Annotated in this window: 32 protein-coding genes and 1 tRNA gene; 19 read left to right on the plus strand and 14 right to left on the minus strand. The window is 70.1% G+C overall.

Features of this window, described 5'->3' with window-relative positions; all coding sequences use genetic code 11:
* Nucleotides 1-262: 262 nt before the first annotated feature.
* Nucleotides 263-820 (plus strand): hypothetical protein, encoded by a 558-nt coding sequence (locus ABD437_RS41640; RefSeq protein WP_344654513.1) that lies wholly within the window; start codon nt 263-265, stop codon nt 818-820.
* Nucleotides 821-939: 119 nt separating this feature from the next.
* Here the strand turns inward: ABD437_RS41640 and ABD437_RS41645 are convergent, their stop codons facing one another.
* The 3 genes from ABD437_RS41645 to ABD437_RS41655 all read right to left on the minus strand — a co-directional run bounded on the left by ABD437_RS41645 (nt 940) and on the right by ABD437_RS41655 (nt 3,138).
* Nucleotides 940-1,143 (minus strand): DUF397 domain-containing protein, encoded by a 204-nt coding sequence (locus ABD437_RS41645; protein WP_344654514.1) that lies wholly within the window; start codon nt 1,141-1,143, stop codon nt 940-942.
* A 418-nt stretch (nt 1,144-1,561) separates the two neighbouring features.
* Nucleotides 1,562-1,918 (minus strand): DUF397 domain-containing protein, encoded by a 357-nt coding sequence (locus tag ABD437_RS41650; RefSeq protein ID WP_344654515.1) that lies wholly within the window; start codon nt 1,916-1,918, stop codon nt 1,562-1,564.
* 359 nt (nt 1,919-2,277) lie between these two features.
* Entirely contained in the window at nt 2,278-3,138 is an 861-nt protein-coding gene (locus ABD437_RS41655; protein ID WP_344654516.1) for a helix-turn-helix domain-containing protein, read from the minus strand.
* A gap of 176 nt (nt 3,139-3,314) precedes the next feature.
* On the opposite strand from ABD437_RS41655, the gene bioD reads away from it, so the two are divergent.
* The 3 genes from bioD to ABD437_RS43230 all read left to right on the plus strand — a co-directional run bounded on the left by bioD (nt 3,315) and on the right by ABD437_RS43230 (nt 4,775).
* A complete protein-coding gene (bioD, locus tag ABD437_RS41660; RefSeq protein ID WP_344654517.1) occupies nt 3,315-4,049 on the plus strand; it encodes an ATP-dependent dethiobiotin synthetase BioD in 735 nt (244 codons plus the stop codon).
* Between the two features lie 80 nt (nt 4,050-4,129).
* The gene (locus ABD437_RS41665; RefSeq protein WP_344654518.1) at nt 4,130-4,651 is read left to right on the plus strand and encodes a GNAT family N-acetyltransferase; all 522 of its coding nucleotides are present in this window, start codon (nt 4,130-4,132) and stop codon (nt 4,649-4,651) included.
* Nucleotides 4,652-4,700: 49 nt separating this feature from the next.
* Nucleotides 4,701-4,775: a 50S ribosomal protein bL37 gene (locus ABD437_RS43230; protein ID WP_376981713.1), complete on the plus strand. Its 75-nt coding sequence runs from the start codon at nt 4,701-4,703 to the stop codon at nt 4,773-4,775.
* A 54-nt stretch (nt 4,776-4,829) separates the two neighbouring features.
* Here ABD437_RS43230 and rsrA read toward each other — a convergent pair whose 3' ends face one another.
* Nucleotides 4,830-5,144 carry a mycothiol system anti-sigma-R factor gene (gene rsrA / locus ABD437_RS41670; RefSeq protein WP_035857460.1) on the minus strand — a complete coding sequence of 105 codons (315 nt, stop codon included), beginning with the start codon at nt 5,142-5,144 and terminating at the stop codon, nt 4,830-4,832.
* The gene (locus ABD437_RS41675; protein ID WP_344654519.1) at nt 5,141-5,821 is read right to left on the minus strand and encodes a sigma-70 family RNA polymerase sigma factor; all 681 of its coding nucleotides are present in this window, start codon (nt 5,819-5,821) and stop codon (nt 5,141-5,143) included. Before ABD437_RS41675 ends, rsrA begins: the two co-directional genes overlap by 4 nt.
* 301 nt (nt 5,822-6,122) lie before the next feature.
* Here ABD437_RS41675 and ybaK point away from each other — a divergent pair, with 301 nt between their 5' ends.
* Entirely contained in the window at nt 6,123-6,602 is a 480-nt protein-coding gene (ybaK, locus tag ABD437_RS41680) for a Cys-tRNA(Pro) deacylase (protein ID WP_344654520.1), read from the plus strand.
* A 144-nt stretch (nt 6,603-6,746) separates the two neighbouring features.
* Here the strand turns inward: ybaK and ABD437_RS41685 are convergent, their stop codons facing one another.
* The 3 genes from ABD437_RS41685 to ABD437_RS41695 form a co-directional block, all read right to left on the minus strand.
* On the minus strand, nt 6,747-7,370 hold the full coding sequence (locus tag ABD437_RS41685; protein ID WP_425558386.1) for an alpha/beta hydrolase family protein: 624 nt from the start codon (nt 7,368-7,370) through the stop codon (nt 6,747-6,749).
* Nucleotides 7,367-7,762: a WhiB family transcriptional regulator gene (locus tag ABD437_RS41690; protein ID WP_344654522.1), complete on the minus strand. Its 396-nt coding sequence runs from the start codon at nt 7,760-7,762 to the stop codon at nt 7,367-7,369. The genes ABD437_RS41685 and ABD437_RS41690 overlap by 4 nt, the downstream gene beginning before the upstream one ends.
* A 173-nt stretch (nt 7,763-7,935) precedes the next feature.
* On the minus strand, nt 7,936-8,652 hold the full coding sequence (locus ABD437_RS41695) for an SOS response-associated peptidase (RefSeq protein ID WP_344654523.1): 717 nt from the start codon (nt 8,650-8,652) through the stop codon (nt 7,936-7,938).
* A 49-nt stretch (nt 8,653-8,701) separates the two neighbouring features.
* On the opposite strand from ABD437_RS41695, the gene aroA reads away from it, so the two are divergent.
* From aroA to ABD437_RS41720, 5 genes are all read left to right on the plus strand, one after another.
* Nucleotides 8,702-9,973, plus strand: coding sequence for a 3-phosphoshikimate 1-carboxyvinyltransferase (aroA, locus tag ABD437_RS41700; protein ID WP_344654524.1), 1,272 nt, complete (start codon nt 8,702-8,704; stop codon nt 9,971-9,973).
* A 107-nt stretch (nt 9,974-10,080) separates the two neighbouring features.
* Complete coding sequence (gene rsgA, locus ABD437_RS41705; RefSeq protein WP_425558372.1) at nt 10,081-10,965, plus strand: ribosome small subunit-dependent GTPase A; 885 nt, start codon at nt 10,081-10,083, stop codon at nt 10,963-10,965.
* A 250-nt stretch (nt 10,966-11,215) separates the two neighbouring features.
* On the plus strand, nt 11,216-11,539 hold the full coding sequence (locus ABD437_RS41710) for a hypothetical protein (protein WP_344654525.1): 324 nt from the start codon (nt 11,216-11,218) through the stop codon (nt 11,537-11,539).
* Nucleotides 11,540-11,556: 17 nt separating this feature from the next.
* Nucleotides 11,557-12,357: a histidinol-phosphatase gene (gene hisN / locus ABD437_RS41715; RefSeq protein WP_344654526.1), complete on the plus strand. Its 801-nt coding sequence runs from the start codon at nt 11,557-11,559 to the stop codon at nt 12,355-12,357.
* A gap of 96 nt (nt 12,358-12,453) precedes the next feature.
* Nucleotides 12,454-13,365, plus strand: a complete 912-nt coding sequence (locus ABD437_RS41720) for a hypothetical protein (protein WP_344654527.1) — start codon at nt 12,454-12,456, stop codon at nt 13,363-13,365.
* On the opposite strand, the gene ABD437_RS41725 is transcribed toward ABD437_RS41720, so the two are convergent.
* Complete coding sequence (locus tag ABD437_RS41725; RefSeq protein WP_344654528.1) at nt 13,354-14,121, minus strand: GntR family transcriptional regulator; 768 nt, start codon at nt 14,119-14,121, stop codon at nt 13,354-13,356. The genes ABD437_RS41720 and ABD437_RS41725 overlap by 12 nt on opposite strands.
* Nucleotides 14,122-14,277: 156 nt before the next feature.
* On the opposite strand from ABD437_RS41725, the gene ABD437_RS41730 reads away from it, so the two are divergent.
* A complete protein-coding gene (locus tag ABD437_RS41730) occupies nt 14,278-14,529 on the plus strand; it encodes a hypothetical protein (RefSeq protein ID WP_344654529.1) in 252 nt (83 codons plus the stop codon).
* A 1-nt stretch (nt 14,530) separates the two neighbouring features.
* Here the strand turns inward: ABD437_RS41730 and ABD437_RS41735 are convergent, their stop codons facing one another.
* Nucleotides 14,531-15,016 (minus strand): winged helix-turn-helix transcriptional regulator, encoded by a 486-nt coding sequence (locus ABD437_RS41735; RefSeq protein WP_425558373.1) that lies wholly within the window; start codon nt 15,014-15,016, stop codon nt 14,531-14,533.
* Nucleotides 15,017-15,175: 159 nt separating this feature from the next.
* Between ABD437_RS41735 and ABD437_RS41740 the strand changes: the two genes are divergently transcribed.
* The 4 genes from ABD437_RS41740 to ABD437_RS41755 all read left to right on the plus strand — a co-directional run bounded on the left by ABD437_RS41740 (nt 15,176) and on the right by ABD437_RS41755 (nt 17,196).
* Nucleotides 15,176-16,072: an SCO6745 family protein gene (locus ABD437_RS41740; RefSeq protein WP_344654530.1), complete on the plus strand. Its 897-nt coding sequence runs from the start codon at nt 15,176-15,178 to the stop codon at nt 16,070-16,072.
* 13 nt (nt 16,073-16,085) lie between these two features.
* Complete coding sequence (locus ABD437_RS41745; RefSeq protein WP_344654531.1) at nt 16,086-16,271, plus strand: antitoxin; 186 nt, start codon at nt 16,086-16,088, stop codon at nt 16,269-16,271.
* A gap of 189 nt (nt 16,272-16,460) precedes the next feature.
* Complete coding sequence (locus ABD437_RS41750; RefSeq protein WP_344654532.1) at nt 16,461-16,790, plus strand: hypothetical protein; 330 nt, start codon at nt 16,461-16,463, stop codon at nt 16,788-16,790.
* 202 nt (nt 16,791-16,992) lie between these two features.
* A complete protein-coding gene (locus tag ABD437_RS41755) occupies nt 16,993-17,196 on the plus strand; it encodes a cold-shock protein (RefSeq protein ID WP_035857471.1) in 204 nt (67 codons plus the stop codon).
* A gap of 118 nt (nt 17,197-17,314) precedes the next feature.
* Here the strand turns inward: ABD437_RS41755 and ABD437_RS41760 are convergent.
* Nucleotides 17,315-17,391 (minus strand) — tRNA-Met (locus tag ABD437_RS41760).
* A gap of 102 nt (nt 17,392-17,493) precedes the next feature.
* Between ABD437_RS41760 and ABD437_RS41765 the strand changes: the two genes are divergently transcribed.
* Both ABD437_RS41765 and ABD437_RS41770 read left to right on the plus strand, forming a co-directional pair.
* Complete coding sequence (locus tag ABD437_RS41765) at nt 17,494-17,709, plus strand: hypervirulence associated TUDOR domain-containing protein (RefSeq protein WP_344654533.1); 216 nt, start codon at nt 17,494-17,496, stop codon at nt 17,707-17,709.
* Complete coding sequence (locus ABD437_RS41770) at nt 17,709-18,137, plus strand: hypothetical protein (RefSeq protein WP_344654534.1); 429 nt, start codon at nt 17,709-17,711, stop codon at nt 18,135-18,137. The genes ABD437_RS41765 and ABD437_RS41770 overlap by 1 nt, the downstream gene beginning before the upstream one ends.
* Nucleotides 18,138-18,177: 40 nt before the next feature.
* On the opposite strand, the gene ABD437_RS41775 is transcribed toward ABD437_RS41770, so the two are convergent.
* The gene (locus tag ABD437_RS41775; RefSeq protein ID WP_344654740.1) at nt 18,178-21,210 is read right to left on the minus strand and encodes a UPF0182 family membrane protein; all 3,033 of its coding nucleotides are present in this window, start codon (nt 21,208-21,210) and stop codon (nt 18,178-18,180) included.
* A 118-nt stretch (nt 21,211-21,328) separates the two neighbouring features.
* Between ABD437_RS41775 and ABD437_RS41780 the strand changes: the two genes are divergently transcribed.
* Nucleotides 21,329-21,883, plus strand: a complete 555-nt coding sequence (locus tag ABD437_RS41780) for a PPA1309 family protein (protein WP_344654535.1) — start codon at nt 21,329-21,331, stop codon at nt 21,881-21,883.
* Nucleotides 21,884-21,886: 3 nt separating this feature from the next.
* Here ABD437_RS41780 and ABD437_RS41785 read toward each other — a convergent pair whose 3' ends face one another.
* Complete coding sequence (locus tag ABD437_RS41785; protein WP_344654741.1) at nt 21,887-22,906, minus strand: YlbL family protein; 1,020 nt, start codon at nt 22,904-22,906, stop codon at nt 21,887-21,889.
* Nucleotides 22,907-22,934: 28 nt separating this feature from the next.
* On the minus strand, nt 22,935-24,032 hold the full coding sequence (locus tag ABD437_RS41790) for an NAD-dependent epimerase/dehydratase family protein (RefSeq protein WP_344654536.1): 1,098 nt from the start codon (nt 24,030-24,032) through the stop codon (nt 22,935-22,937).
* A gap of 44 nt (nt 24,033-24,076) precedes the next feature.
* On the opposite strand from ABD437_RS41790, the gene ABD437_RS41795 reads away from it, so the two are divergent.
* Nucleotides 24,077-25,291, plus strand: a complete 1,215-nt coding sequence (locus tag ABD437_RS41795; RefSeq protein ID WP_344654537.1) for a zinc-dependent metalloprotease — start codon at nt 24,077-24,079, stop codon at nt 25,289-25,291.
* The last annotated feature ends 10 nt before the right edge of the window (nt 25,292-25,301 follow it).

Raw genomic sequence — 25,301 nt, forward strand, 5'->3', positions numbered from 1 at the left:
GTGTCATCTGCCGTCGAGGCGGTGGCTCGGACCCTCAGCCGTCACCACTTTGAACGCTGCAAATCACGTCTGTCCGGATAGCCCCGCGGGCTACACGGAATCGACGGTGGAAGCGCTTTGCGACAATAGATTTGCGATCCCTATCTTGCCCACAGACATTTGCCGAACATCGACTTGCTCGCTGCATCTTGCACAGCGACAGATCCTCACCCATAATTCGAGTGAACGGGAGATGGGCAGCCCGTTGGAGGGGTTGAGTGCGATGAACACTCTTTGGGCACGCTTCCGCCGCGAAACCGTCTGGGTAGTCAGCGAGTCCCCGTCCGCACCGCAGGACGCCGTCGGGTTGCTGCGCCGGGTGGATCCACCTCGGCTTCCGCGCCGTACCGAGATCCACTGGCCCGCCGTGGAGAGCCGGCTCGGCACCGCACTTCCGGCCGATTACCGCCGGCTCATCGACGACCGCGGGCCGGGCGTCGTCGCCGACGTGGTGGTCCACGGTCCGAGCTCGCCGGGGGCCGCGCTCGACCTCGTCAACTGGTTGCACGGCATCGAGCGGATGGTGAGTGCCCTCCGCGCGATCACGTACGACCGCGTTCCGCCGCCGTTCCATCCCGAGCCGGGCGGCATCCTGCCGTGGGGTCTGCTCCACGACGGGCGGATCGCCGGCTGGGCCGTGACGTCCGACGACCCCGACGCGTGGCCGGTGGTGGTACTGAACAGCGAACTCGACGGGTTCACCCGGTACGAGACGTCCGCGACGGAGTTCCTGCTCGCGCGGGTGCCGGGGCCGGAGGTGCGAGAACTCACGATCGGCTGACCGGGGCAGTCGCCGCCCCGGTCAGCTCCGGCCCAGGGGCCGGGCCGAGAAACGGCTGTTCCCTCTGCGCAACCTCGTCCTGCGCAGAGGGAACAGTCGTTCGTGGTGCGGTGAGCCGCTCAGCGGCTCGGTGGGTCGAAGCGCCCGCCCTTCGTGTCCGCAAGGAAGTCACTCCATACCGACGTGGTAAAAGCTAAGACCACTCCACCCGGAACCGTTTTGGAGTCCCGCATCCGGACGCCGACGTTATCCACGGCGACTTCGACGCAGTTGCCGATGCCGCTGTAGGTCGACTTCCGGAATTCCCCGTCCTTCTTCGCCACGCTCCACATCCCCTCCTCATGACCCGGCGGCCACATCCCACCCCATGCGTGCCATTACGGGTCCTCGGACCTTCGAGTATCCCTCATTTCGAGCGTCGAGACAGCTCACCATCCGAATACTTGAACACAAGGAATTCAGAAACCTCACGCGTCACATCAGCGACTGGAAGAGAGGCGCTGCACTCGACTTTCCGGAGTTCTCTCGAATCCGCGAGATCCTCCGCGGTCGGCCAACTTCACGACACCTAGGATCATCTCATCGTACGCAGGCAATTACTCAGCGCAAGAGCTAGAAATATCGAGCTTACGAATTCACGACTTCACGCAGAACTCGAGCCGAATTCATGCGCAGCCGAGGCGGAACACCTCGCCGAACCCGTGCGGATCATCGGAGGCGTTCCACCCCGGCTGAACTGAATCAGCTTTCCTTTAGTGATTCGATCCAGGAACGGAAGATGGCCGGCGACACCGTGAGGTGGCCGGCGGTCGGACGCTTGCTGTCCCGGATGTCCACTTCTCCGGCACGCGTTCGCACTTCAACACAGTTCCCCAGCGCGCTCGCCTTGGCTTTACGCCATGGCCCAGCGAGCTCTTCCCCCCGAGACGATTCCGTGGACACGGTAACCAGCCCTTCAGCGTAGTGATCGAAAAATGCACCTGGCCCCGCCGCTCTCGACCGCAACAGGGCTCCTGTCACAGTCAGATACCGCTGGGGCCGGGCCCTCGATCTCGCCGAACGCCGGCACCCGCACAAATCCCCGCATAGCCGCGCCATCGCGCAGCTGTACGGGGACAGGTGTTCCTAGCCAGCACGGCCGACCGCCGGGTGCGGACGACGGAAGCTGGCAACTCTTCGACTCCACCGCCGGGCGACCGGCAGTCTCTCGAGAGTGCCGAAAAGCATGTTGCACAACGTAGCTTGCAACCGGTACGCGAAACAAGTACCGAGGGTAAGGTACCGACCGTTCGATCGAGAACGAGCCCACGGACGGCCCACCGGGTGTAGTTCGTCAGCCGACCCTCATCGAGCTGCGGTCTTAGCGGAACGGTGGTACCGCTTGACCGGCCGGGCTACGGGCGCTCGCCGCGCGGATAACCGGTTAAGCAAAAGATCACTGTGCGTGAGATCGGAGTTCAGGAGCCGTAGGAGTCACGCACGTCGAGCAGAAGGCGCTCGGAGAAGTCGCGGCCCAGGGCCTCCTGCTGGACACCGTCGAACACGCGGCCGTAGAAACGTACGCTCTCGGCGTCGTTGAGGAGGACCCCCTCGTTCACCACCTCGAGGTAGACCACGTTCGGGTCGTCTTTGTGAGGCAGGTCGACGACCGTGAACGCCCCGTTCATACCGGGGTGCAGCCCGTGCTCGAACGGAAGGACACGAATAGTGATGTTCGTGCGATTGTTCAACTCGAGGAGCCTGTCGATCTGTCCCCTCATGACCTCGGCGCGCTTTTTCCCACCTGCTGGGCGTCGCAATGCCGCTTCGTCGACGATCGCGACGTACTCGACGGGTTCCTCCGCCCGGGTCAGAATTTCCTGACGGGTCTGACGGAGTTTGAGCGCCTCGTCGAGGTCGACGTCGGTGCTTTGGAAGACGCGCTCGAAGGCTTTCAGAATGGCTCGCGCATAATCTTCGGTCTGCAGCAGGCCGGGCACGATCGTCGGCTCGTACGTGCGTATCCGACGCGCTTCCGCCTCGAATCCGACGAAGTCCCGGAAACTCCGGATCGGGGTGCGGTCGTTGACCCGCATCCACCACGCCGTCTCCCGTGACTCGCGCCCGAGTTCCAGCATTCCGCCCCGTCGATCCGGGTCGGTCACACCGTAGACGTCGAGCAGTGCGCGCAAATCGACGGTGCCGACCTTGATCGCGGTGGTCTCGATCCGGCTGACTTTGGACGGCGACCAGTCGAGCTCTTTGGCGACCGCTTCGACGGTCAGACCGGCGCCTTCGCGGAGCGACCGGAGTTCCTGCCCGAGGCGACGGCGGCGCACGGTAGGACTCGGACGTGGCATGGTTTTCTCGCCTCCAGCGTGACTGACTCAGTTGATCGTAGACCTGCGCGCCACTTTGGTAGGTACCAAAGTCCAACAGTTGACGTCTTCTCGTTATCGACGTTCCGACGCCGGCGGCCCGTTGTCGCGGTCGCGCCGTCGTAGGGTGGCCGATCGTGGGCATTGTTGCCGTCAGTGAAACCTCGATCGGTGCCGGAACGACTATTACTACTGCCGCGATCGCCGCGCTCGCCGGAACGCGAGGGCTGACCGTCGCGGTGGTGAAGCTCGCGCAGACCGGGGTGCGCCCCGGCGAACCCGGCGAGCTGACCGAGATCGAACGGCTCGCGCCCGGCGTCGCCACCTACGAATACGCGCGCTACCCCGACGCGCTCTCGCCCGAAGCGGCCGCGCGCCACACCGGCGACCGGCCCCTGCGCCTGACCGCGGTCGCCAAGAGCGTCGCGGCGCTGGACACCGAGTTCGACCTCGTGCTGGTGGCGGGAACCGGGAGCCTGCTGGAGCGCTTCGGGCCGGACGGGTGGACGCTGGCCGAGCTGGCCTGGTCGGTGCAGGCCCCGGTGCTTCTCGTCACCGGCACCGGCCGCGACGCCCCGAGCCACACCGCGCTCGCGGCGGAGGCGCTCACGGCCCGCGGTGTGCGCCTCGCCGGCCTGGTGGTCGGCTCCTGGCCGCACGACCCCGATCTGGTCGCCCGCTCCAACGTCGCCGACCTCGAGTCGATCGTCGGACGCCCGCTCACCGGCGCCCTGCCTGCCGGTCCGGGACCCGACGGCTTCTCCACCGTCGCCCGGGCCGGGCTGGACGCCGCCTGGGGTGGCGACTTCGACGCCGCCGCGTTCCGCGATCGTGCCGATCCCACCCCCGCTGGGACGTCGATCACCGGTTGAGGGCAGTTCTCCCAACTTTGTGGCGGTCAGTACTGCACTGAGCCAGTCAATGGACGCCGTCGCTCTGGTACACAAGCGTTGTGACAACGTCGTCCCACCCGCCGCCCGTCGGCGTGATCACCATCCGCACGGCCCTGCCGGCCGAGTACGCGGCGATCGGTGAGCTCACGTACGACGCCTACGCGACCGACGGCCTGCTGGCCAACGATTCCGGTTACGCCGACGAGCTCCGCGACGCCGAGCACCGGGCCACCCACTGCGACCTCCTGGTCGCGATCGACGAGCAGGGCCGATTGCTCGGCACCGTGACGTTCTGCCTGCCCGGCTCGCCGTTCGCCGAGCTCTCCCGGGAAGGCCAGGCCGAGTTCCGCATGCTGGCGGTCGCACCCGCCCACCGGGGGCGCGGCGTCGGCAGCCGCCTCGTCCGGGAATGCCTGGACCTGGCCACGCGCCACGGCGCCCGGAGCGTCGTCCTCTCCACCAAGCCGCAGATGGCCAGTGCGCAGCGGCTCTACGACCGGTTCGGTTTCAGCCGGTTGCCGCAGCTCGACTGGGCTCCGATGCCCGGCGTGGAGCTGCTGGCCTACCGCAAGTCGCTGTAGTCGGAGCCCCCGTGAAATGCTGGGGGTTCGACTACGGAAGGAGGCCGACATGGCTCGGCGCGCTCGTAAGAAGAAGGCCCGCAAGAACAAGAAGGCGAACCACGGTCGCCGTCCGAACAGCTAGACAAAAATGAACGCCCCCGCCGTAGCCGGCGGGGGCGTTGTCATGCGCGGCGGCTCAGGCTTCGCGCCGGACCTCGATCGTCGTCTCCTCGTAGACGGTGCGCGTGCCGTCCTCGGAGACCACCGCTTCGCGGATCGTGGTGATCAGCCGCTTGCGCAGGCCGTCCGGCGCGACCTCGCCGCCGCAGCAGCGGGCCACCAGCGCCTTGACCTCCTGCTCGATGCCGTACTCGCGCAGGCACGGCCCGCACTCGTCGAGGTGCTCGGCGATCTTCTCCCGGCTCTGCGAGCCGTCCTCCGCGTCGAGATACAGCCAGACCTCGGCCAGCACCTCGGCGCAGTCGACCTCGTGCGGTCCACCACAGCTCACGACGACACCCCCTCGGGTGCGGCGCGGACGATTCCGCGGTCCAGCGCGTACTGCTCCAGCTGCCGACGCAGGTTCCGACGGCCGCGGTGCAGCCGCGACATCACGGTGCCGATCGGCGTCCCCATGATGTCGGCGATCTCCTTGTAGGAGAAACCCTCGACGTCGGCGAGGTAAACCGCGAGGCGGAACTCCTCCGGCAGCGCCTGCAGCGCGTCCTTGACGTCGGAGTCGGGCAGCCGGTCGAGCGCTTCGACCTCGGCCGAGCGCAGACCGGACGACGAGTGCGACTCCGCGGCCGCCAGCTGCCAGTCCTCGATCTGCTCGGTGGGGCTCTGCTGCGGCTGCCGCTGACGCTTGCGGTAGTTGTTGATGAAGGTGTTCGTGAGGATGCGGTACAGCCAGGCCTTGAGGTTGGTGCCCTCCTGGAACTGGTGGAAGGCCGCATACGCCTTCACGAACGCCTCTTGGACGAGGTCCTCGGCGTCGGCCGGGTTCCGCGTCATCCGCAGGGCGGCCGCGTACAACTGGTCGAGGAACGGCAGCGCGTCCCGCTCGAACCGGGCATTGCGCTCAGCCGCCGTCTCTTCGGACCCGGTCGGCGCCGCCTCGACGGCAGCGTCCGGACCAGGCTGAGTGTCGACGCCCGCGGCGTCGTCAGGCTGGGGGGCTGTGGGCAAGTCTTCTCCCGGATGGATGGGCGTCGGGGCCGAACCCGACCGGAGCACCGATACCGGGCTCGCCATCGAGGATAGGCCGATCACGCTCCCCGTGCCGTAACCCGGATCACCGCTGACGGTAACGAGACCGTCCAGGCTAGGCGACCCGAAATTCACCGCCTTGGGGTCGGACACGTCCCCCAGCACCCAAGTCGGTGCCGAGCGTTCCATCGATGCCAGCCCTGCTGGCCTACTCAGCTCTTCCCACACGCTCGGAGAACACACCTGTCCGAGCAAATGTTCCGCCGTCTACGATCCCGCCATGGCCGGCCGAGGAACTCCCGCGACGCAGGCGCTGAGCCGAGCGCGTGCCGACTTCACCGTGCACGAGTACGCGCACGATCCCGCGTCCGGCTCGTACGGCCTGGAGGCCGCGCAGGCGCTGGGCGTCGCGCCGGAGCGGGTGTTCAAGACGCTCGTCGCGCAGATCGACGGCGCGCTGCACGTCGCGGTCGTACCGGTGACCGGGGAGCTGGACCTCAAAGCGCTGGCCGCGGCCGTCGGCAAGAAGAAGGCCGCGATGGCCGACCCGACGCTGGCCGAGCGCACCACCGGCTACGTCCGCGGCGGGATCAGCCCGCTCGGGCAGCGCAAACGGCTGCCCACGGTGATCGATCGGAGCGCGGAATCGTTCGCCACCGTGTTCGTCTCGGCCGGCCGGCGCGGTCTGGAGGTGGAGGTCTCCCCCGCCGACCTGGTGCGCCTCACGAACGCGACCGTGGCCGCTCTCGCGGCGGGCTGAGCCGGCCGCACTCGCGGCGGGCTGAGCCGGCCGCACTCGCGGCGGGCTGAGCCGGCCGCACTCGCGGCGGGCTGAGCCGGCCGCACTCGCGGCGGGCTGAGCGGTCCCTTCGCGGGCAGCCCTAGCGCGCCGGAACGGGACCGCCTAAGTCGCCCAACCGTTCGCGCGGAGAAAGCTGAGCACGAATCCGGCGACCGGCTCGACCGCCTTCTTCAGGGAGTGATCCGCGCCCGGCACCACGTGCAACTGCACCATGCCGACGACCGGCGGCACGCCGAACGGATCGCGGTCGCCGTTGACCACGAGCGTCGGCCGGTCGAGCGGTAGTTCGTCGACGCGGAGGCGTTCGGGCTTGCCCGGCGGGTGGGTGGGGAACGCCAGCGCGACCACGCCCACGGCCCCGAGTTCCGCCGCCGTCCGGCACGCCACCCGCGCCCCGCTGGAGCGCCCGCCGAGCACGAGCGGCCCGGCCGGAGCCAGCGAACGGACGACGTCCACCCAGGCCTCGTCGAGGTGACCGGCCGGAGCGGGTGCGCGTCGCCCGGCCACCCGGTAGGGCTGCGTCACCCGCGCCACGGTCACCCCGAACGGCACGACCGCGGCGGTGACCGCCTCCAGGTCCGGTGCGTCGACGTCCCCGCCGGCGCCGTGGCCGAGCACCAGCAACGACCGGGACCCACCCGCGGGTGGGTCGAGACGGACCCGAGCCGGACCGCGCCGGGTCGGGACGTCCGACAGGAGCCCCCCGGCGGGCTCCTCGGGCGTCAGCCCTCCCGGTGAACGGTGTCCGCCCGTTCCGCCCGGGCGCGTGCGCTCGTGAACGACGTCGGTGCGCCCGCCACTCCGGTGCGATTCCGCCATGCCACCAGCATGGCGCGCCGCTCCCGGGGTGTCGTACCGCCCCAGACCCCTTCGCAGTCGCCGGCGTTCAACGCCGCCGCGAGGCAGTCCGCCTGCACGTCACAGGAATGGCAGAAACTGAGCGCCGGATCCGCCGGTTCGGTGGGGAGTGGGAAGAACGTCTCCGGGTCGACGGTGCGGCAGCGTCCGCGTGTGCGCCACGTGGGGTCGGCGGGGCGTGCCGCCCTCGCCGCCAGCAACCGGGGATCGCGGCTCGCCGCGAGCACCTCATGTGGCCTCGGCAGCCTGGCCCGAGTCACGTGTCTGCTCTCCTTCCTGCACGGGGTACGTGCCCTGTACCGGTGTCCCCGTGACATGCGCGCAACCCCCGGAGGAAGCGCCGGCCTCTCCAACCGATCTGCCACGGGCCGAACTCGCTACGTCACAGACAACGAGGCGAGAGGAGGGGCGTTACGGGGTTTCGCCAACCCGCTCAGAACAAGGTGTCGAGTGACACCGGAGTGACCGCTTCGACCCGTTCCCTCAGCTGCGGGCCGGTGTTCTTCACGTTGCCGACGGCCGGCCCGACCGGCCGCAGCTCCATGCCGGCCAGCAGTTCGCCGGACGGGGGCGCGAGCAACGCGGCCGGATCGGCGGCCGACTCACCCAGCCACTCCGCCCACCGCTCACGCGGCAGCTGCAGTGGCATCCGGTGGTGCACGGACGCCAGCGGACCGAGCGCGTCGGTGGTGACGATCGAGCAGGTGGCCACTTTGTCGTCGCCCTTGCCCCAGACCTCCCAGAGCCCGGCGAAGACGCACAGCCCACCATCGGCCCGGGTGAGGTACCAGGCCTGCTTGCCCGGCCCGTCGGGCCGCGGGGACCACTCGTACCAGCCGTCGGCGGGCACCAGGCACCGGCGCCGGGCGAACGCGGACCGGAACGCCGGCTTGGTGGCCACCGACTCGGCCCGCGCGTTCATCATCCGGGCCCCGCCCGACGGATCGGCCGCCCAGGACGGCACCAGGCCCCAGCGCAGTGCGTCGACGACCCGGCCGCCCTGCGAGCCCGAGACGCGGACCACCGGCACGGTCGTCGTCGGCGCGACGTTGTAGTCGGGCCGCAACGGCTCGTCGAACGCGGTGCCGACCGCGTCGAACTCGGCCACCAGGTCGTCCGCGCTCCGGCTGGAGGCATACCTACCGCACATGGCCGCCACGTTACTGAGCCCCACCGACACTTCCGGCAGACTGACAACCATGCAGATCGATCCCTGGCCGGCCCCGCGCGCGACCGCTCCGGTCGTCGGCACCGTCACGATGCCCGGAAGCAAGTCGGTGACCAACCGTGCGCTGATCCTCGCCGCGCTGGCGTCCGGGCCGTCCGTGCTCCGCGCTCCGCTGCGCAGCCGCGACTCGGAACTGATGGTCGGCGGGCTGCGCGCGCTGGGCGTGGAGGTCACGGGAGACGACGCCTGGCACGTCACGCCGAACCCGTTCCGTGGCCCGGCCACCGTCGACTGCGGCTTGGCCGGCACGGTGATGCGCTTCCTGCCGCCGGCCGCGGTGCTCGCCGACGGGCAGGTCACGCTCGACGGCGACCCGCGGGCACGCGAACGGCCGATGGGCCGGCTGATCGACGCGCTGCGCGGCCTCGGCGCCGAGATCGCGGACGACGGCCGGGCCGCGCTCCCGTTCACGGTGGCCGGCACCGGCGCCCTGCCCGGCGGCAGCGTGACGATCGACGCGTCGGCGTCCTCGCAGTTCGTCTCCGGGCTGCTGCTCTCCGGCGCGCGTTACGACAAGGGCGTGGTCGTGCACCATGACGGAGAACCGGTCCCGAGCCTCCCCCACATCGACATGACGGTCGCGATGCTGCGCGACGCCGGCGTCACGGTCGACGACAGCGAGGCGAACACCTGGCGGGTCGAGCCGGGCCCGATCGCCCCGCTCGACCTCGCGATCGAACCCGACCTCTCCAACGCCGCGCCGTTCCTCGCCGCGGCGCTGGCCACCGGCGGGCGCGTCACGGTCACCGGCTGGCCGGCACGCACCACCCAGCCCGGCGACGCACTGCGCGACCTCTTCACCCGGATGGGCGCCCTGGTGACGCTGGACGAGCACGGGCTCACCGTCGCCGCCGGCGACCGCCTCACCGGCCTCGACGCCGACCTGCACGACGTCGGCGAGCTGACGCCGGTGCTCGCCGCACTCGCCGCACTCGCCGAGACCCCGTCGCGGCTGCGTGGCGTCGCGCACCTGCGTGGGCACGAGACCGACCGGCTGGCCGCGCTGGCCACCGAGCTGAACAACCTCGGCGGCGCGGTCACCGAGACCGAGGACGGCCTGGCGATCGAGCCCCGCCCGCTGCGCGGTGGGGTGTTCGGCAGCTACGAGGACCACCGGATGGCGCAGGCCGGGGTACTGATCGGACTCGCGGTGGACGGGGTGGCGGTGGAGAACGTGGCGACGACGGGCAAGACGATGCCGACGTTCACGACCGTCTGGACCGAGCTGGTGAGTCCCCGCTGAGCCCCCGGCGCGAGCTCGACGAGGACGACGTCCGGGTCCGGCCGGGGCGTCGTGGCTCGCGGCCGCGTACGCGCACCAGGCCGAGCCACTCCGACGCGCAGGAGGCCATGGTCGTCGGCGTGGACCGCGGCCGCTACACGTGCTGGCTCGACGACCAGGTCGTCGTCGCCATGCGGGCCCGGGAGCTGGGCCGCAAGTCCGTCGTGGTCGGTGACCGCGTCGCGCTGGTCGGTGACCTGTCCGGCGGCCCGGACGCGCTGGCCCGCATCGTCCGGATCGCGGAGCGTCGCAGCGTGCTGCGGCGCACCGCCGACGACGACGACCCGTACGAGCGGGTGATCGTGGCCAACGCCGACCAGCTCGTCATCGTCACCGCGCTGGTGGATCCGCCGCCCCGCACCGGGTTCGTCGACCGCTGCCTGGTCGCGGCGTTCGACGCCGGCGTCGACCCGCTGCTCTGTCTGACCAAAGCGGACCTCGCCGCCGACGGCGCGGCCGAGGAGTTCCGCCGGCACTGGTCGGCGCTCGACCTGCCGGTGGTCACCACCCGCCGCGACGACGAGCCGGTGGAGCTCGAGGAGCGGCTGAACGGCCGGCTGTCGGTGCTGATCGGGCACTCCGGCGTCGGCAAGTCCACGTTGGTCAACCGCCTGGTGCCCGACGCCGAGCGCGCCACCGGTGGGGTCAGCGCGGTCGGCAAGGGGCGGCACACGTCCACGTCCGCGGTGGCGCTGGCGCTTCCGGGCGGCGGCTGGGTGATCGACACTCCCGGCGTCCGTTCGTTCGGGCTCGCGCACGTCTCGCCGGCCAGCCTGCTGGCCGGGTTCCCGGATCTGGCCGAGGGCGCCGAGGAGTGCCCGCCGGGCTGCGAGCACCGGTCGGCCGAGGAAGGGTGCGCGCTCGACGAGTGGGTGGCCGAGGGACACGCGTCGCCGGAACGACTCGCGTCGTACCGCTATCTGCTCGCGAGTCGCGGAGATTTTGTCTCCTAATAACGTGGCGAAAAGACACTGGTAAGGCCCCTGTCGACCACTGTCGGAATCGATTCTCCGCGCTATCCGACGACCGGCCGATCTGTCCCCCTCCACCCGGTTCCAATGTCGCCGTGCCCCGTGCAACCGAATTCCCTCCGGCGGTACAGTGCGGGCCGCGGGGGATCGTCGCGGTCGGCCCGTACGCGCGGAGCCACCCAGAAGTAGGGACACTAAATTGGGATTCTTCTCCCGCAAAAACCCCTTCGCGATGGCGGACGTTTCCGAACACGTCGTCGTTGCGCGCTTCCGTCTCGAGGCCGGGCCGAGCGGCACGGCGACGAACCTGCACAACGTCTACGCGTTGGAAGAGCAGTTGGCGTCGGCGATCGAAACCGCGGGCGCCGGTGAATTCGAGCCACCGCAGTTCGGCGACGACGAGCTGGTGCTCTCCGCCTACGGCCCCGACGCCAACCGGCTGTTCGCCGCGATGGAGCCGGCCCTGCGTTCGTTCCCGGCGCGGCCGGCCTCGGTGCTGCTGCGCTACGGCGCGTACGACGACCCGAACGCGGCGGAACAGCTGGTTCGGCTCTGAGCGGTAGCCTCCAGTCCATGTCCCGCTACTCCGACGATCTGGCGTTCGCCCACGTCCTGGCCGACACGGCGGACCGGATCACCACCGCGCGCTTCAAGGCGCAGGACCTCCGGGTCTCGTCGAAACCGGACATGACTCCGGTCACCGATGCCGACACGGCCGTCGAGCAAGCACTGCGTTCGACGCTCAACCGGGCCCGCCCGCGGGACGGGATCATCGGTGAGGAGTTCGGCGAGGTACCCGGCCACGGCGTCCGGCGGTGGGTGATCGACCCGATCGACGGGACCAAGAACTTCGTCCGCGGCGTCCCGGTCTGGGCGACGCTGATCGCGCTGCTGGAGAACGACGAGCCGGTCGCCGGGATGGTGACCGCGCCCGCGCTGGGCCGCCGCTGGTGGGCCGCGAAGGGCTGCGGCGCCTACGCCGGGCGGCGCCCGACCGCGGGCACCCCGATCCACGTCTCGGCGGTAGGCAACCTCGCCGACGCGTCGCTCTCCTACTCGTCGCTCTCGGGCTGGGAAGAGCAGAGCGCGCTGGGCGAATTCGTCGATCTCACCCGATCGGTTTGGCGCACCCGTGCCTACGGGGACTTCTACAGCTATGTACTGCTGGCCGAGGGCGCGGTCGACGTCGCGTGCGAACCGGAGGTCTCCCTGTGGGATCTCGCCGCGCTCGCCGCGATCGTCGCCGAGGCCGGGGGCACGTTCACCGATCTGTCCGGGAAGCCCGGACCCGCCGGTGGCAGCGCGGTAGCGACGAACGGATTGCTGCACGAATCCGTGTTGAAGATCATCGGCACCGATCCGGGCCGACTTTAGCTATCTGATCAGGGAGCCGACCGCACCCATCGCCCGAACGGCCGGTGCGGAAGCCTCCGCGAGCGACTCGTGAGGTGGGGGCTTATCCTCGCAGGAGTGTCCTTCGGATGGATTTTCCTGGGCGCTTCGGTGGCCGCTTACGGCGTGGCGAACTTCTTGCAGTCGGTCGCCGCGGCTCGCGTCACCGTGCACTCGAAACTCGATCCGGGCCTGTTGCTGAAACTGGCCGGCCACCGGGTCTACCTGGCCGGGCTGCTGTGCCAGCTGCTCGCGTTCGCGTTCGCGTTCTTCGCCCGGCGTGATCTCCCGCTGTTCCTCGTCCAGACCGCCGTGGCCGCCGGGCTCGGCGTCACGGTCCTGCTGGGTGTGGCCTTCCTCAAGTGGCGACATCCGGTCTCCGAGGTCGTGCTGCTGGGCACGCTCGTCTTCGGCCTGGCGGCGCTGATCATCTCGGCCGAGGTCAGCCAGTCCCGGCCGCTCAACGGCGTCGAGGTCTGCGCGCTGGCGCTCAGCGTGCCGATCGTCGGGCTGCTGGGGCGGGCCGCGGTGCCACTGCACGGCGCACCGGGGTCGGTCGCGCTCGGCGCCCTCTCCGGGCTCTCGTTCGGCGCGGTGGCGATCGCGTCGCGCCCGCTGGCCGGCGCGCACTCGATCGGGGCGTTCGTCACCGATCCGCTGCTCTACATCCTGCTGGCGCACACCGTCGTCGGGCAGCTGCTGCTCGGGCTGGCGATGCAGCGCGGCTCCACCACCGCGGCCGTCGCGTCGATGGACGCCGCCGCCGCGATCCCGCCCGCCCTGGTCGGCCTGCTGCTGCTCGGCGACCGCATCGCGCCGGGACGGGAGTGGCTCGCCGCGATCGGCTTCGTCGCCGCGCTGGGATCGGTGCTGCTGCTGACGCGCTACGCGGAGCCGCAACACCACGTCCGCGAACGGTACGAGGAGAAGTCGCGGAAGCGGTGTGCCAAATCGAAGACCACCGCTACCGCGCGCGCGTCAGCCCGGTAGCTCGTAGCGGAGCTGGTGGCGGTCGCCGGGAAGCACGGTCCTGGTCAGGCGCACCGGCCGCGCCACGCTCAAGCCGGTGCGGACGTGCTCGATCACCGGCACACCGACGCCGATCTCCAGCAGCCGCGCCTCGTCCGGGCCGGGCATCCGGGTGACGATCTCGTCGGTGTAGCGCACCTGCCGGTGCCCCAACGCCGCGAGCAGCGGCACGACGCTCGGCACGATCTCCTGGGGCTCGAGCACCGGCGTGCCCTCGACCAGCGACAACGGGTAGTACGACTCGGACAGGTGCGACGGCGCGCCGTCCAGGAAGCGCACCCGCCGGCGCCGGACGAGCCGCTCGTCGGCCGGCACCTCGAGCCGGGTGGCCCACTCGGGCCCGGCGGGCACGATCGACACCTCGATCTCCTGCGTCGGCGTGCGGCCGTTGCGGTGCGCCTGGTCGGCGAAGCTGTCCGGGCCGCGGAACCGGGCGGCGCCGAGATCCTCCTCGACCCGGTGCGTCAGCACGAACTGTTCGCGCCGCCGCACGATCCGGCCGGCACGCGCGCGACCGGCCGAGATCAGGCCCTCGTTGGCGAGCGCCAGCAACGCCATCCGGACGGTGTTGCGCGAACAGTCGTAGGCGGCCGCGAGGTCCTTCTCGGTGGGCACCTGGGCGCCGGGCAGCAGCTCACGCCGCTGGATGCGGCTGCGTAGATCGTTCGCGATGACCTGGTATTGCGGCTGGTCGGATTGGCTCTGGTCGGCTGCCATGGCCGCCTCCACCCTTGACCCCGAGCTCCGAACAAGGCACTATCTTTTGTAGGTACCTTAATTCTCTATCGTCGGATCGATAGTTAACCGTACCGCGACTCGAGGCGCCAGCACCACCGACTACCCCATCTCCGATCGCCCCGAACGGGGGACGCCATGATGCACGGCCGCTTCCACCCCGACCAGATCACCGCCGCCGCCCGGCTCCGGGTCATCCCGGCGGACCCCACCGAGCCGGTCCGCCCTACCCAGGGGGTCGCGACACCCCACCCCGCCGACCACCGACCCGTCGCCGAGGCCGGTCACGACGGACGGTCGAACCTCTTCGACCGGCTCGAAGCCCGGCTCGCCGCCGGCCTCCGTCGGCGCCGGGGACAGCCGGACGGCTGGTACACCCGGGCGGCCTGACTCAGGCCAGCGGGCCGCTGCGGTCCCAGTCGGGCATCCGCATCTGCAGTTCCAGATCGAGGTTGCGCACCTCGTCGCCGCAGTGGCGGCAGACGTAGAGGCCGTCGAGCACCTCGCCGCAGCTGTGGCCGATCGCCGCCGGCGGGTCGCCGGCCAACCACCGGTCACCCCAGCTGCGCAGCGAGTCCATCACGGTGGACAGGTCCCGCCCGGCCGGCGTGAGGTGGTACTCGAACCGCGGCGGCCGCTCCGAGTAGCGCTGCCGCTCGACCACCCCGGCCGCTTCGAGACTCCGCAGCCGCGCGGCCAACCGGTCGCGCGGAGCGCCGGTGTTGCGGGCGATCTCGTCGAAGCGGTGATTGCCCCAGAAGATCTCGCGGACCGCCAGCAGGGCCCACTTCTCGCCCACCAGCGACAGCGCGGCCGCCATCGAACAGGGCCGGCCCGGAAGCGTCGTGGCGTCGAAGTCCAACACGTCGTCACTCACGTCACCCAAGGTTGCCATGTCAAACCGAGGTCGGCCACCGGCACCAATCCCCATCAACCCGGTCCGAACGACGGGAACCACGGTGGAGTCGGCCGATCACACGCTGTCCTGTGGCAGGCTGGCGGTCGCCCATTCCCCCTTAGTCGCTCGGGAGGATCCGTGCCCGAACTCCGTGACCCGTACCCCGCTCTGGCCCGCCGCGCCTGGCAGGTTCTCGAGGTCGTCCACGTGCTGAGCTACTTCGCCCCGGAGACCCGGCAGGCGACCGACGCGCTCGGACTCAAGGGTTACTGGATGGGCTACTTCGGCTGCCGGGCCGCTCCGCTCGGCGCGGTCTCCGCCGCGACCGTGACCGCCACGTTCCACAACTTCCACCCCGGCATGGTGCAGCGCGCGGTGCCCGACGTGTGGGGCTACGCCTCCCCCGAGCAGCTGATCGAGGCCCGGCTCGCGGGTGTCGACGCGTCACTGCGCCGCCTGTTCGGCGACCAGGTCGCCGCCGACCCGAACGTCGGCCGCGCCACCGAGCTGGCCGTGGAGGCCGCTTCCGCGGTCCGTGGCGCCGAGGTGTCCGGCCGGCCGCTGGCCGCCGCCAACGCCGCGCTCACCGTGCCCGACGAGCCCCATCTGGCGCTCTGGCACGCGCTGACCGTGCTCCGCGAACACCGCGGCGACGGTCACGTCTCGTTGCTGGTCACCGGCGAGATCGGCCCGGTCGAGGCGCACATCCTGGCGATCGCCTCCGGCCGGTCGTCGGCCGAGTTGCTGCGTACCGCACGCAAATGGTCGGACGAGGACTGGGACGCCGGCGTCGAGAACCTGGTCGGGCGCGGCTGGCTGCGCGAGGACTGGACGCTCACGCCGCAGGGCGTCGCGGCCCGCGAGACCCTCGAGGACGACACCGACCAGCTGGCCTCGGGTCCCTACCGCGTGCTCGGCACCGAGGCGACTGCCGAGCTCACGGAGTTGCTCACACCGCTCGCGACGACGATCGTGGCGGCCGGGGTGCTTCCGTTCCCCAACCCGGTCGGCGTTCCCGCCCCCGGGACCGACTGACCGAGGAGGGGCCATGGGTCTGTTCGACAAGGCCAAGGAGTTCGTCGACAAGCACGACGAGCAGGTCGACAAGGGCCTGGACAAGCTCGGCGACATCGTCGACGAGCGCACCGGTCGCAAGCACAGCGCCAACATCGACAAGGCCGTCGACGCCGCGCAGAAGTACACCGGCAAGGGCGACACCGCCCGGAACGGATAACGATTCCCGGCTCCGGAGCCGGCGACGTCGGCTCCGGTGCTCCGGGTGATCAGGGACCGCCGACCCCCTCGACCGGGCGACGAACGCAGTGGTCCGGAACGCATTCCTGAATGCGAACGAGATCGACGCTGGTAACACGGTGCGTTTGTCGGCTTGTGGACCGGCCGATAATGGCGAACACTCGATGAGGTGATCGAGGAGACGATCGAGCTCCGGCTCGACGAGTCCGGCCTGGCAGTCGACCTTCCTGCTCCGGCGCACCCGAACGACCGCGTTGAGGGGGTGCCGTACCGTCCGGTCCAATTCCGCGACGACGACCTCCCCACCGCGCTCGAGCGCGCAGCCGCCTGGCTCCGGGAAGCCGAGACCTGGTTGGCGGAACCGGTGGACGTCATCGCCATCCATTTGGATTACGACGATGCGGAGGGTGCTCCCTACTACGAAGTCAAGTTGCTCTGCAACGAAGAGGACCTGGCTGGAGCCCCTTTGGCGGTTCGGAAACGCGCGGACAAACCCTAGGCCACTTCAGGCGCTGGACGCCGCAGCGCGTGCTACCGTTACCGCCGTTGCAGTCTTTGGTTCGCATGAAAAGAGCGCCTGGGGTTGTGATCCAGGCGCTCTTTTGTTTGTTCTGGCCTCCTTTTGAAGCTGGGCGAGCACGACCGCAACACGGGACCCACGAAGTGTGGGTTCGACAAGGCCCGCCAGAGGGAGAACGTGCATGGCTACCGGCACCGTCAAGTGGTTCAACGCCGAAAAGGGTTACGGCTTCATCGCGCCGGACGGTGGAGGCCCCGACGTCTTCGCCCACTACTCAGCGATCCAGGTCCAGGGTTACAAGGAACTGTCTGACGGCCAGCAGGTCGAGTTCGACGTCACCCAGGGCCAGAAGGGCCCGCAGGCGGCCAACATCCGCCCGATCTGACCCTTCAGCATCCGCTGACCAGGGCGGAGGCCAGCACCCACGGTGCCGGCCTCCGCTTTTTAGTGTTCCCGACATCAAAAAGCGGCCCGGACGAATACCTCGTCCGGGCCGCTTCGATTGGTAGCGGGGGCAGGATTTGAACCTGCGACCTCTGGGTTATGAGCCCAGCGAGCTACCGAGCTGCTCCACCCCGCGCCGTTGTCGTGCTCCCCAACCATAGCGCGGCGTTCGACGGATCCGCAAAGCGGCCCGCCACGCTGCCTGTTTGTCCGGCATCGTCACGGGAATCCGCACTCCATGACGAACTCGTTCCGTAAGGGTGACCGGGTGAGCTGGAAGAGCCACGGCGGCGAGGCCGTCGGCACGGTCCAGAAAAAGCTCACGAGCGACACCGAAGAAGCCGGCCGCACGGTCAGAGCCAGCGCCGACGATCCGCAGTACCTCGTCAAGAGCGACAAGAGCGGCGGCACCGCCGTCCACAAGCCGTCCGCGCTCACGCGCGTCCACGACTGATGGGCGAACGACCCGACCAGGCCCACCAGCGGCCCCCGGGCGTCGGCGACGAGACCGTCGCGGCCGTCGGCAAACTCAGCGAGGCGCTGGAGACGATCGAGCAGGCGCGTGGCCACCTCTACGCGCTGCACCAGTTGACCGGCCACGCCGATCTGATGCTCGACGAGGCCACCGAGCTGCTGCGCAAGGCCGGCCACGACGGCCTCGCCGAGCGCGTCGGGACCGAACTGATCGGACGCAACCTCATCGAGGGGCGCTGGACGTTCCAGATCGTCGAGGAGTTCGACGACGGTTACTACGCGGCGTTCCGCGGCCTGGAGGCCGACGCGCGGAACGAACTGCTCGCCGGGCGCAGGCACGTCTTCGAATCGGAGATGAAGGAGAAGCGCCGGACGCACGGGCGGCGCCACCACGAGGCCCGGCCCTGAAACGGAGAAGGCCCCGCCCGGTGGGCGGGGCCTTCTCGTCTCAGCCGGTTGGTCGTGGGGTCGGGCTCGTACTGGCCCTCGCCCTCGCCGCCTGCCAGGCGTTGACCGCGTTCTGCAGATCCTGGGTGGCCTTACCGATCGCGGCGAGGTCACCCGTGCGTTGCGCGGCCTTCAGATCGGCGTTGGCCTTCTCGACCGCGGCCGCGGCCGTGTCGACGTTGCCACCCGGTGCCGGTGCCGTGCTCGGCGTCGGGCTCGCCGGCGCACTGGGGCTGGCCGACGTCGACGGCGTCGGTGTCGCCCCGGGCGACGGGGTGGTGGTGCCCGGCGACGGGGTGGTACTCGGCCGGTCGCCCGGTTGCTGACCCTCGGGCGCGTCCTGGGACGCCCCCTCACCGAACAGGCTGTCGAGCGCACCGCCCAACGTGGACTGGTACGCGACCTTTTCCCCGTAGAGCATCAGCACGTTCTGGAACAGCGGGATCGAATCCTGCCCACTGGCTCTCTGGTAGATCGGTTCGACGTAGAGCAGTCCGCCGGCGACCGGCAACGTCAGCAGGTTGCCGTACACCACTTGGGAGTCACCCAGGTCGAGCACGTTCAGGTTGTTACGGACCGTGTCCTCGCTGCGCATCTTGTTCTGCGCCTGAGTGGGACCGGAGATCTGCGAGTCACCCGGTAGCTCCAGCATCTGGATCACCGGTTTGTAATTGTCGTCGTAATGCGCGCTGATCAACGCGGTCAGGTTGTTCCGCCGGTTGGCGACCATCGGCGTGGTGATCTGGAACGTCGGCTTCGCCTGGTCCGGCCATTGCGCGACGACGTAGAACGGCGGCTGCTTACCGCCGCGGCCCGGCGTCGGGTCGTCCGGCACCTGCCAGAAGTCCTGCCCGTTGAAGTAGTCACCCGCGGTGCTGACGTGGTACTTCGCCAGCAGCGACCGCTGGACCTTGAACTGGTCCTCCGGGTACCGGAAGTGCTCGGCCAGCTCCGGGGGGATGTCCTTCTTCGGCTTCACGATGCCGTCGAAAGCCTTGTTCCAGGCCTTCAGCACCGGGTCGGTGTCGTCGAACTGGTAGAGCGTGACCGTGCCGTCGTACGCGTCGACGGTGGCCTTCACCGAGTTCCGGATGTAGTTGATCTGGTCGTTCTGCTGCGCGACCGTTCCCGCGCCCGTCCGCGAGTCGACGGCGGTGGCGCCGAGCGTCTCACGCTGCGAGTACGGGTAGAAGTTGCTGGTCGTGTAGCCGTCGATGATCCACTGGATGCGACCGTCGACCACGGCCGGGTACGGGTCGCCGTCGAGCGTCAGGAACGGGGCGACCTTCTCCACCCGCTCGCGCGGGTTCCGGACGTACATGACCTTCGAGTTCTCGTTGAGCGCGCTGGAGAGCAGGAAGTTGCGCTCCCGGAAGTACAGCGCGAACAGCGCCTTGCGGGTCAGCGAGTCGACCGCGACGCCACCCTTGCCGTCGTAGGTGGAGCTGACCTGCTCGCTCTCGTCACCACCGGAGGTGGCGGGACGGTCGAACTCCCGGTCCTCGCCGCCGGGCGCCTTGCCGACCACCGCGTAGTCGCTGGCCAGCTCGCCGTAGTAGATCCGCGGCTGGCGCACCGGGTTGTCGCGGTTGAACGCGGCCCGGAGCTTCGCGCCCTGCTCGTCGGACTGCTCCGCGTCGACGGTGGGTGCCTCGCCGAGCGAACCCGAGACGAAGTACGGCTGCCCGGCGTCGGTGACCTGGTTCGCCGGCGCGGCGACGAAGCCGTTGCCGTGCGTGTAGTTCAGGTGCAGGTTGATCCAGTTCTGCTGCTGCTCGTCCAGCCGGCTCGTGTCCATCTCGCGCAGCGCGACGATGTAGTCCTGCAGCTGACCGTCGACGGTGTACTGGTCGATGTCGAGGCTGGAGTTGAACCGGTAGAACGACCGGACCTGCTGGAGCTGCGTCCAGGTGTCCGAGAGCACGTTCGGGTCGAGCAGCCGCGCGTTGGGAACCGTGCCCGATTCCTGGGCGACCTGCTGTGCGGACGCGGTGGTGTTCGGCGTGTAGTTCTGCCGGTCGATGTCGTCGATGTCGTAGGCATCCCGGGTGGCCGCGATGCTGCGCTCGATGTACTCGGCCTCACGCTCGGCCGCGTTCGGCTTGATCGTGAACTGCTCGGCCAGCGCCGGCACGGCACCGCCGATGACGACGGCCGAGATGCCGAGCAGGATCAGCGCCATGGCCGGTGGCAGCACCCGCCGGAAGCCCAGGTTGGCGAAGAACACCAGCGCGCACAGCGCGGCGATCCACAACAGGATGTTCTTCGCCGGTAGCAGGAACTCGATGTCGGCGGCCGAGGCTCCGTGCGTCTTCGTCGCGTCGTTGTAGCCGAACAGCATCCCGAAGCGGTCGAAGTAGTACGCGACGGCCTTCAGCGCGACGAACAGGCCGAGCAGGACGGACAGGTGCCCGATCACCGCGGTGCCCAGGCGACCGCCCGAGCCGGCCTGCAGGCGGATGCCGCCGAACAGGTAGTGGACGACGAGCGCGCCGATCACCGAGAGCACGATCGCGGTGAACGCGACGCTCAGCACGTAACGCCAGAACGGGTACTCGAACACGTAGAACGAGATGTCCCGGCCGAACTGCTCGTCGTCCTGGCCGAACGGCGTGGAGTTGAGGAACAGCAGCCAGGTGTCCCACTGGCCCTGGGCCGAGAGCCCGGTGATCACGCCGACGACCGCACCGGCGGCCAGCGTGAGCAGGCCGAACCGCGGCGCGATGGCCATCCGGTACCGCTCGAGGTTCTGCTGCTCCAACGACATCGGCGCGAAGATCGGCCGCAGCCGGTACGCGACGTAGAGGTTGACCGCGACGATCGCGCCGGTGATGACGCCGAACAGGACGAACAGCAGCAGCTTGGTTTGCAGCTGCGTGGACAGGACACGGGTGAGGCCGATCTCGTCGTACCAGAGCCAGTCGGCGTAGAGGCTGCTTCCGGCGGTGAGCACGAACAGCAGCACGACGGCCGATACGAGAACGATGACGACACGCCGGGCGCGTCGGCTCACCGACGGCAGCGGCGAACGCATGACCACGGGCATCTCCCGGTGTGGATTGCGGCAAAGCGTGGAGGTAAACCTACCTTGCATCTACCAGCCCGCAGGCTGCGCACCACGCCTGTCACAGCTCCGTGCCAGCATTGGGCGCATGACCGACGTCCACTCCGGCGTGAACGGGGTACCACTCCCCGACCCCCTGCACGCCGTCGTCCTCGAGCTCGAACGACACGCTGACGCGGGCGGCTGGGACCAGCCACCCGCGCTCTACGCCCTCGTCGACACCGCCGAGTTGCTCGCCGCCGAACCGGGCCTGGCCGACCAGGTCGGGATCTCCGCGGAGACTCTCGAACCCGGGTCGATCACGCCGGTCGAACAGGAGTCGATCGGCGACGCGCCGCTCGACGAGACGCTGGCCCGGATCGCCTGGCCCGACTCGGTGCTGGGCTGCGCGCTGGTGCAGGAGGTGCTGGTGCTCCCACCGGACGCCGAGGACTCCCGGCCCGACGACGCCGACCCGGTGGAGTGGGCGGCCAACCACGCCGACCGGCGCGAGGTGCGCATGGTCGCCGGCGTGCTGCGTGACGGCACGAGCGCGTGCGCGCTGCGGATGCGGCCCCAGGACGCGACCGACGCCACCGAGGTGGTCTACGGCGCCGACCTGGCCCCGAACCTCGTGGTGGCGCTCCGGGCCACGCTGGATTAGGGCCTAGCAGCCGCGGGGGTGGCGGCCGGCGCGGATCTCGGTGAGCGCGGTGAGGGCTTCGTCGAGCGTCTGCACGCGGGCGAGCTCGAGACCGTCGGGAGTCGCGCCGACCGCCTCCAGGCAGTTGTCGGCCGGCACCAGGAACGTGGTCGCGCCGGCCCGCCGCGCGGCCACCATCTTCTGCGCGATGCCGCCGATCGCGCCCACGTTGCCGTCGTCGTCGATCTCACCGGTGCCGGCGATGAACTTGCCGCCGGTGAGGTCCTCCGGCTTCACCTTGTCGATCACGGCCAGCGCGAACATCAGCCCGGCCGACGGGCCGCCGATCTTGTCCAGGTCGAACGAGACCTGGAACGGGTGCGGCTGCTCGTCCTTGGTCTCGATCTTCAGCAGCGGGCGCCCGTCGCCGTCGCCGCGCGCCAGCGTGACCGACGCGGTGCCCGCGACCGCGCCCCGCCGGTAACCGATCTTGACCACCTGCGTCGGCTGCTTCGTGGCCAGCAGCGCACGCAGCTTCGTGCCGCTGGTGACCACGGTGTCGTCGACCGAGGTGAGGACGTCACCGACGGCCAGCTTGCCGGTGGACGGCGACCCGGGCGCGACCTTGGAGACCGTCACCTTCACCGGGTAACCGAGCTCACGCAGAGCAGCGGTCTCGGCTGACGTCTGCGAGTCCTTGAACGCCTGGGCGTTCTCCTGGTTGACCTGCTGCCTGCTCTCCCCCGCCGGGTAGACGACCTCGCGCGGCACCACCGCCACCGAGCCGTCGAGCCAGCCCACCAGCGCGTTCCCCAGGTTCAGGTCGGGGCTCACCGAGACCGTGGTGAGGTTCAGGTGGCCCTTGGACTTGCTGGTGGGGGTTCCGGTGATCGTGACGATCTCGTGGCCGTCCCGGCTACCGAGCGTGTTGACCGTCGGCCCGGGCCCGAGCGCCACGTACGGCACCGGGAGCAGCGCCATGCCGAGCGAGAGCAGCAACGCGAGAATGGCGCCAACGAACACCGTCAAGCCGCGCCGCAACATCATGGCCGTCAGCGTATCCGCCAAGGTCTCACCGGCGGGACCGACGGTTACGGCGGGCCCGACGCACCAGCGCGGCGGTGCCGACGAGAGCGACCGAGACGCCCGCCGCGGCGCCACCGGCCACCGCGGCGCCCTTCACCGTGATCCGCAGCGGCAGCAGCGGCCGCCCCTGCGCCCAGCTGCTCAGCGCCTCCTCGTTGGTGTACGCCGGCTCCCAGCCGGCGGCACGCAGCTCCCCGGCCTCGACCGCCCACGGGTGCATCAGGTAGTCCAGCTGCGTCGCCGGATCGCCGCTGACGCCCTGTGCGTGCAGGCGGGTCGCGGTGCCGACCGCGGCGTCGGCGGGCAGCTCGACCCGGCGGCGGCCGAGGATCCGCTCGACCTCGCCCTGCTCGATCCAGCCCTCGGAGCCGACGTTGAGCGGCCCGGTGAGGCGGGCGAGCACGGTGGTGAGCACCGCACCGGCCAGGTCCTCGGTGTGGCAGAACTGCCAGATCGGCTTGGTGCCCCGCACCACCAGCAGCCGCGGTCCGTCGAGCGCACCGCCGGCCGGCCGGTCGATGCCCCGCCCGACGACCACGGCCGGACGCAGCAGCGCGGTCTCCACCTGCGGATACATCCGGGCGGCCCGGGCGGCGAACTCCTCGACCGCGAGCAGGTCGTCCAGCGCGCTGCCGTCCGGGCGGGCCCGCACCGGCGAGGAGTCCGGGAGCGGCACCGGGTTGTCGGCGTACGCGCCGTAGACCCGCGCCGAGGACAGCAGCACGACGTGGCGGACGCCGGTGGCCGCCGCGGCCGTCAGCGCGACCGAGGCACCGGTGACCGTGCGCCGACGCTGCTCGGCGCGGTCGAGGGCCGGGTCGTCGGCGACCGCGAGGTGCACGAGCGTGTCGACCTTGTGCAGCGCGGAGGCGAGCGTGGGGTCGGTCGGGTCGGCCTTGCGCCACCGGACGTTGGGCACGCCCGGCTTTTTCGCGTCGAGCGCAATCACCTGCCGAATTCCCTCAGCGTTGGCCAAACGCCGACAGATCGCCTGGCCGATGGGAGACGCCGCCCCCGTGACCGCCACGGTGAGGCCCGCCGGCGGGGCCGCAGCGGCACGCGCGGCACGAAGCGGGCGGGTCATCGCGGGCCTACCAGGGATACGGTTGACAGCATGGTGAGCCAGTCATGACCGACATCCCGTTCGGCTTCGCGCTTCCGGGGGGTCAACCCAACCCCAACGACCCGCAGTGGGCAGCGATGATGGCTCAACTGCAGCAGATCCTCTCGTCGTCGCAGTCTGGCGGAACGGTCAACTGGGACCTCGCCAAACAGGTCGCCACCGGGTTGGCGCGGGAGAGCGACCGCTCGCTCACCGCCACCGAACGCACGGAGGCCGTCGACGCTCTCCGACTCGCCGACATGTGGCTCGACCTCGTCACCAGTCTGCCTTCTGGTGTCTCGCACGCGGTGGGGTGGAGTCAGCTCGAATGGATCGACGCCACGATTCCCGCCTGGAAACGGCTGTGTGATCCGCTCGCCGAGCGTGTGGTCGGCGCGATGAGCAAGATGCTGCCCGAGCAGGCGGCCGCCCAGCTCGGCCCGATGACCGGGATGCTGGCCGGCATCGGCGGCATGATGTTCGGCGGCCAGGTCGGGCAGGGCATCGGGCAGCTCTCCGGTGAGGTGCTCACGTCGTCCGACATCGGCCTTCCGCTCGGTCCGGCCGGCACCGCGGCGCTGCTCCCCACCAACCTGGCGAAGTTCAGCGAAGGGCTGGAGCAGCCCACCGAGGAGATCCGGCTCTACGTCGCGCTGCGCGAAGCCGCACACGCCCGGCTGTTCGGGCACGTCAACTGGCTGCGCGCGCACGTGCTCGACGCCGTCGACGCGTACGCGCGGGGCATCCACGTCGACCCCGACACGATCGAGCGCGCGATGCGCGAGATCGACCCGAACGACCCCGAGTCGATGCAGCAGGCGCTGAGCGGCGGGCTGTTCACCCCCGAGGACACGCCTGCGCAGCAGGCCGCGCTGGCCCGCCTGGAGACCGCGCTCGCGCTGGTCGAGGGCTGGGTGTCGCACATCGTCGACAAGGTGGCGGCCGAACGCCTGCCGGGCGCCGCGGCGCTCACCGAGACGTTCCGCCGCCGCCGCGCCGAGGGCGGCCCCGCCGAGCAGACGTTCGCGACGCTGGTGGGCCTGGAGCTACGCCCCCGCCGCCTGCGCGACGCGGCCACCCTCTGGAACGCCCTGCTCGAACACCGGGGCGCCGAAGGCCGCGACGCCGTCTGGGGCCACCCGGACCTGGTGCCGACCTCGTCCGACCTCGACGACCCGGAAGCTTTCGCCCGCCCGGACGAGGGGCCGGACTTCGACATTTCAGACTTGGACAAGCTCTAGATCGACGCCT

Source organism: Cryptosporangium japonicum (assembly GCF_039524755.1).
In the GTDB taxonomy this organism is placed as follows: domain Bacteria; phylum Actinomycetota; class Actinomycetes; order Mycobacteriales; family Cryptosporangiaceae; genus Cryptosporangium; species Cryptosporangium japonicum.

What these genes read in the sequence shown, in the direction of transcription:
- ABD437_RS41710 (WP_344654525.1), top strand. Translation starts at nt 11,216, where the DNA reads ATGGCGGACGTTTCCGAACACGTCGTCGTTGCGCGCTTCCGTCTCGAG.
- ABD437_RS41775 (WP_344654740.1), bottom strand. Translation starts at nt 21,210, where the DNA reads ATGCGTTCGCCGCTGCCGTCGGTGAGCCGACGCGCCCGGCGTGTCGTC.
- ABD437_RS41695 (WP_344654523.1), bottom strand. Translation starts at nt 8,652, where the DNA reads ATGTGCGGTAGGTATGCCTCCAGCCGGAGCGCGGACGACCTGGTGGCC.
- ybaK (WP_344654520.1), top strand. Translation starts at nt 6,123, where the DNA reads ATGGCCGGCCGAGGAACTCCCGCGACGCAGGCGCTGAGCCGAGCGCGT.
- ABD437_RS41790 (WP_344654536.1), bottom strand. Translation starts at nt 24,032, where the DNA reads ATGACCCGCCCGCTTCGTGCCGCGCGTGCCGCTGCGGCCCCGCCGGCG.
- ABD437_RS41795 (WP_344654537.1), top strand. Translation starts at nt 24,077, where the DNA reads ATGACCGACATCCCGTTCGGCTTCGCGCTTCCGGGGGGTCAACCCAAC.
- hisN (WP_344654526.1), top strand. Translation starts at nt 11,557, where the DNA reads ATGTCCCGCTACTCCGACGATCTGGCGTTCGCCCACGTCCTGGCCGAC.
- ABD437_RS41755 (WP_035857471.1), top strand. Translation starts at nt 16,993, where the DNA reads ATGGCTACCGGCACCGTCAAGTGGTTCAACGCCGAAAAGGGTTACGGC.
- ABD437_RS41650 (WP_344654515.1), bottom strand. Translation starts at nt 1,918, where the DNA reads ATGGCGCGGCTATGCGGGGATTTGTGCGGGTGCCGGCGTTCGGCGAGA.
- ABD437_RS41725 (WP_344654528.1), bottom strand. Translation starts at nt 14,121, where the DNA reads ATGGCAGCCGACCAGAGCCAATCCGACCAGCCGCAATACCAGGTCATC.
- ABD437_RS41785 (WP_344654741.1), bottom strand. Translation starts at nt 22,906, where the DNA reads ATGTTGCGGCGCGGCTTGACGGTGTTCGTTGGCGCCATTCTCGCGTTG.
- ABD437_RS41780 (WP_344654535.1), top strand. Translation starts at nt 21,329, where the DNA reads ATGACCGACGTCCACTCCGGCGTGAACGGGGTACCACTCCCCGACCCC.
- ABD437_RS41730 (WP_344654529.1), top strand. Translation starts at nt 14,278, where the DNA reads ATGATGCACGGCCGCTTCCACCCCGACCAGATCACCGCCGCCGCCCGG.
- ABD437_RS41770 (WP_344654534.1), top strand. Translation starts at nt 17,709, where the DNA reads ATGGGCGAACGACCCGACCAGGCCCACCAGCGGCCCCCGGGCGTCGGC.
- ABD437_RS41640 (WP_344654513.1), top strand. Translation starts at nt 263, where the DNA reads ATGAACACTCTTTGGGCACGCTTCCGCCGCGAAACCGTCTGGGTAGTC.
- aroA (WP_344654524.1), top strand. Translation starts at nt 8,702, where the DNA reads ATGCAGATCGATCCCTGGCCGGCCCCGCGCGCGACCGCTCCGGTCGTC.
- ABD437_RS41745 (WP_344654531.1), top strand. Translation starts at nt 16,086, where the DNA reads ATGGGTCTGTTCGACAAGGCCAAGGAGTTCGTCGACAAGCACGACGAG.
- ABD437_RS41765 (WP_344654533.1), top strand. Translation starts at nt 17,494, where the DNA reads ATGACGAACTCGTTCCGTAAGGGTGACCGGGTGAGCTGGAAGAGCCAC.
- rsgA (WP_425558372.1), top strand. Translation starts at nt 10,081, where the DNA reads ATGGTCGTCGGCGTGGACCGCGGCCGCTACACGTGCTGGCTCGACGAC.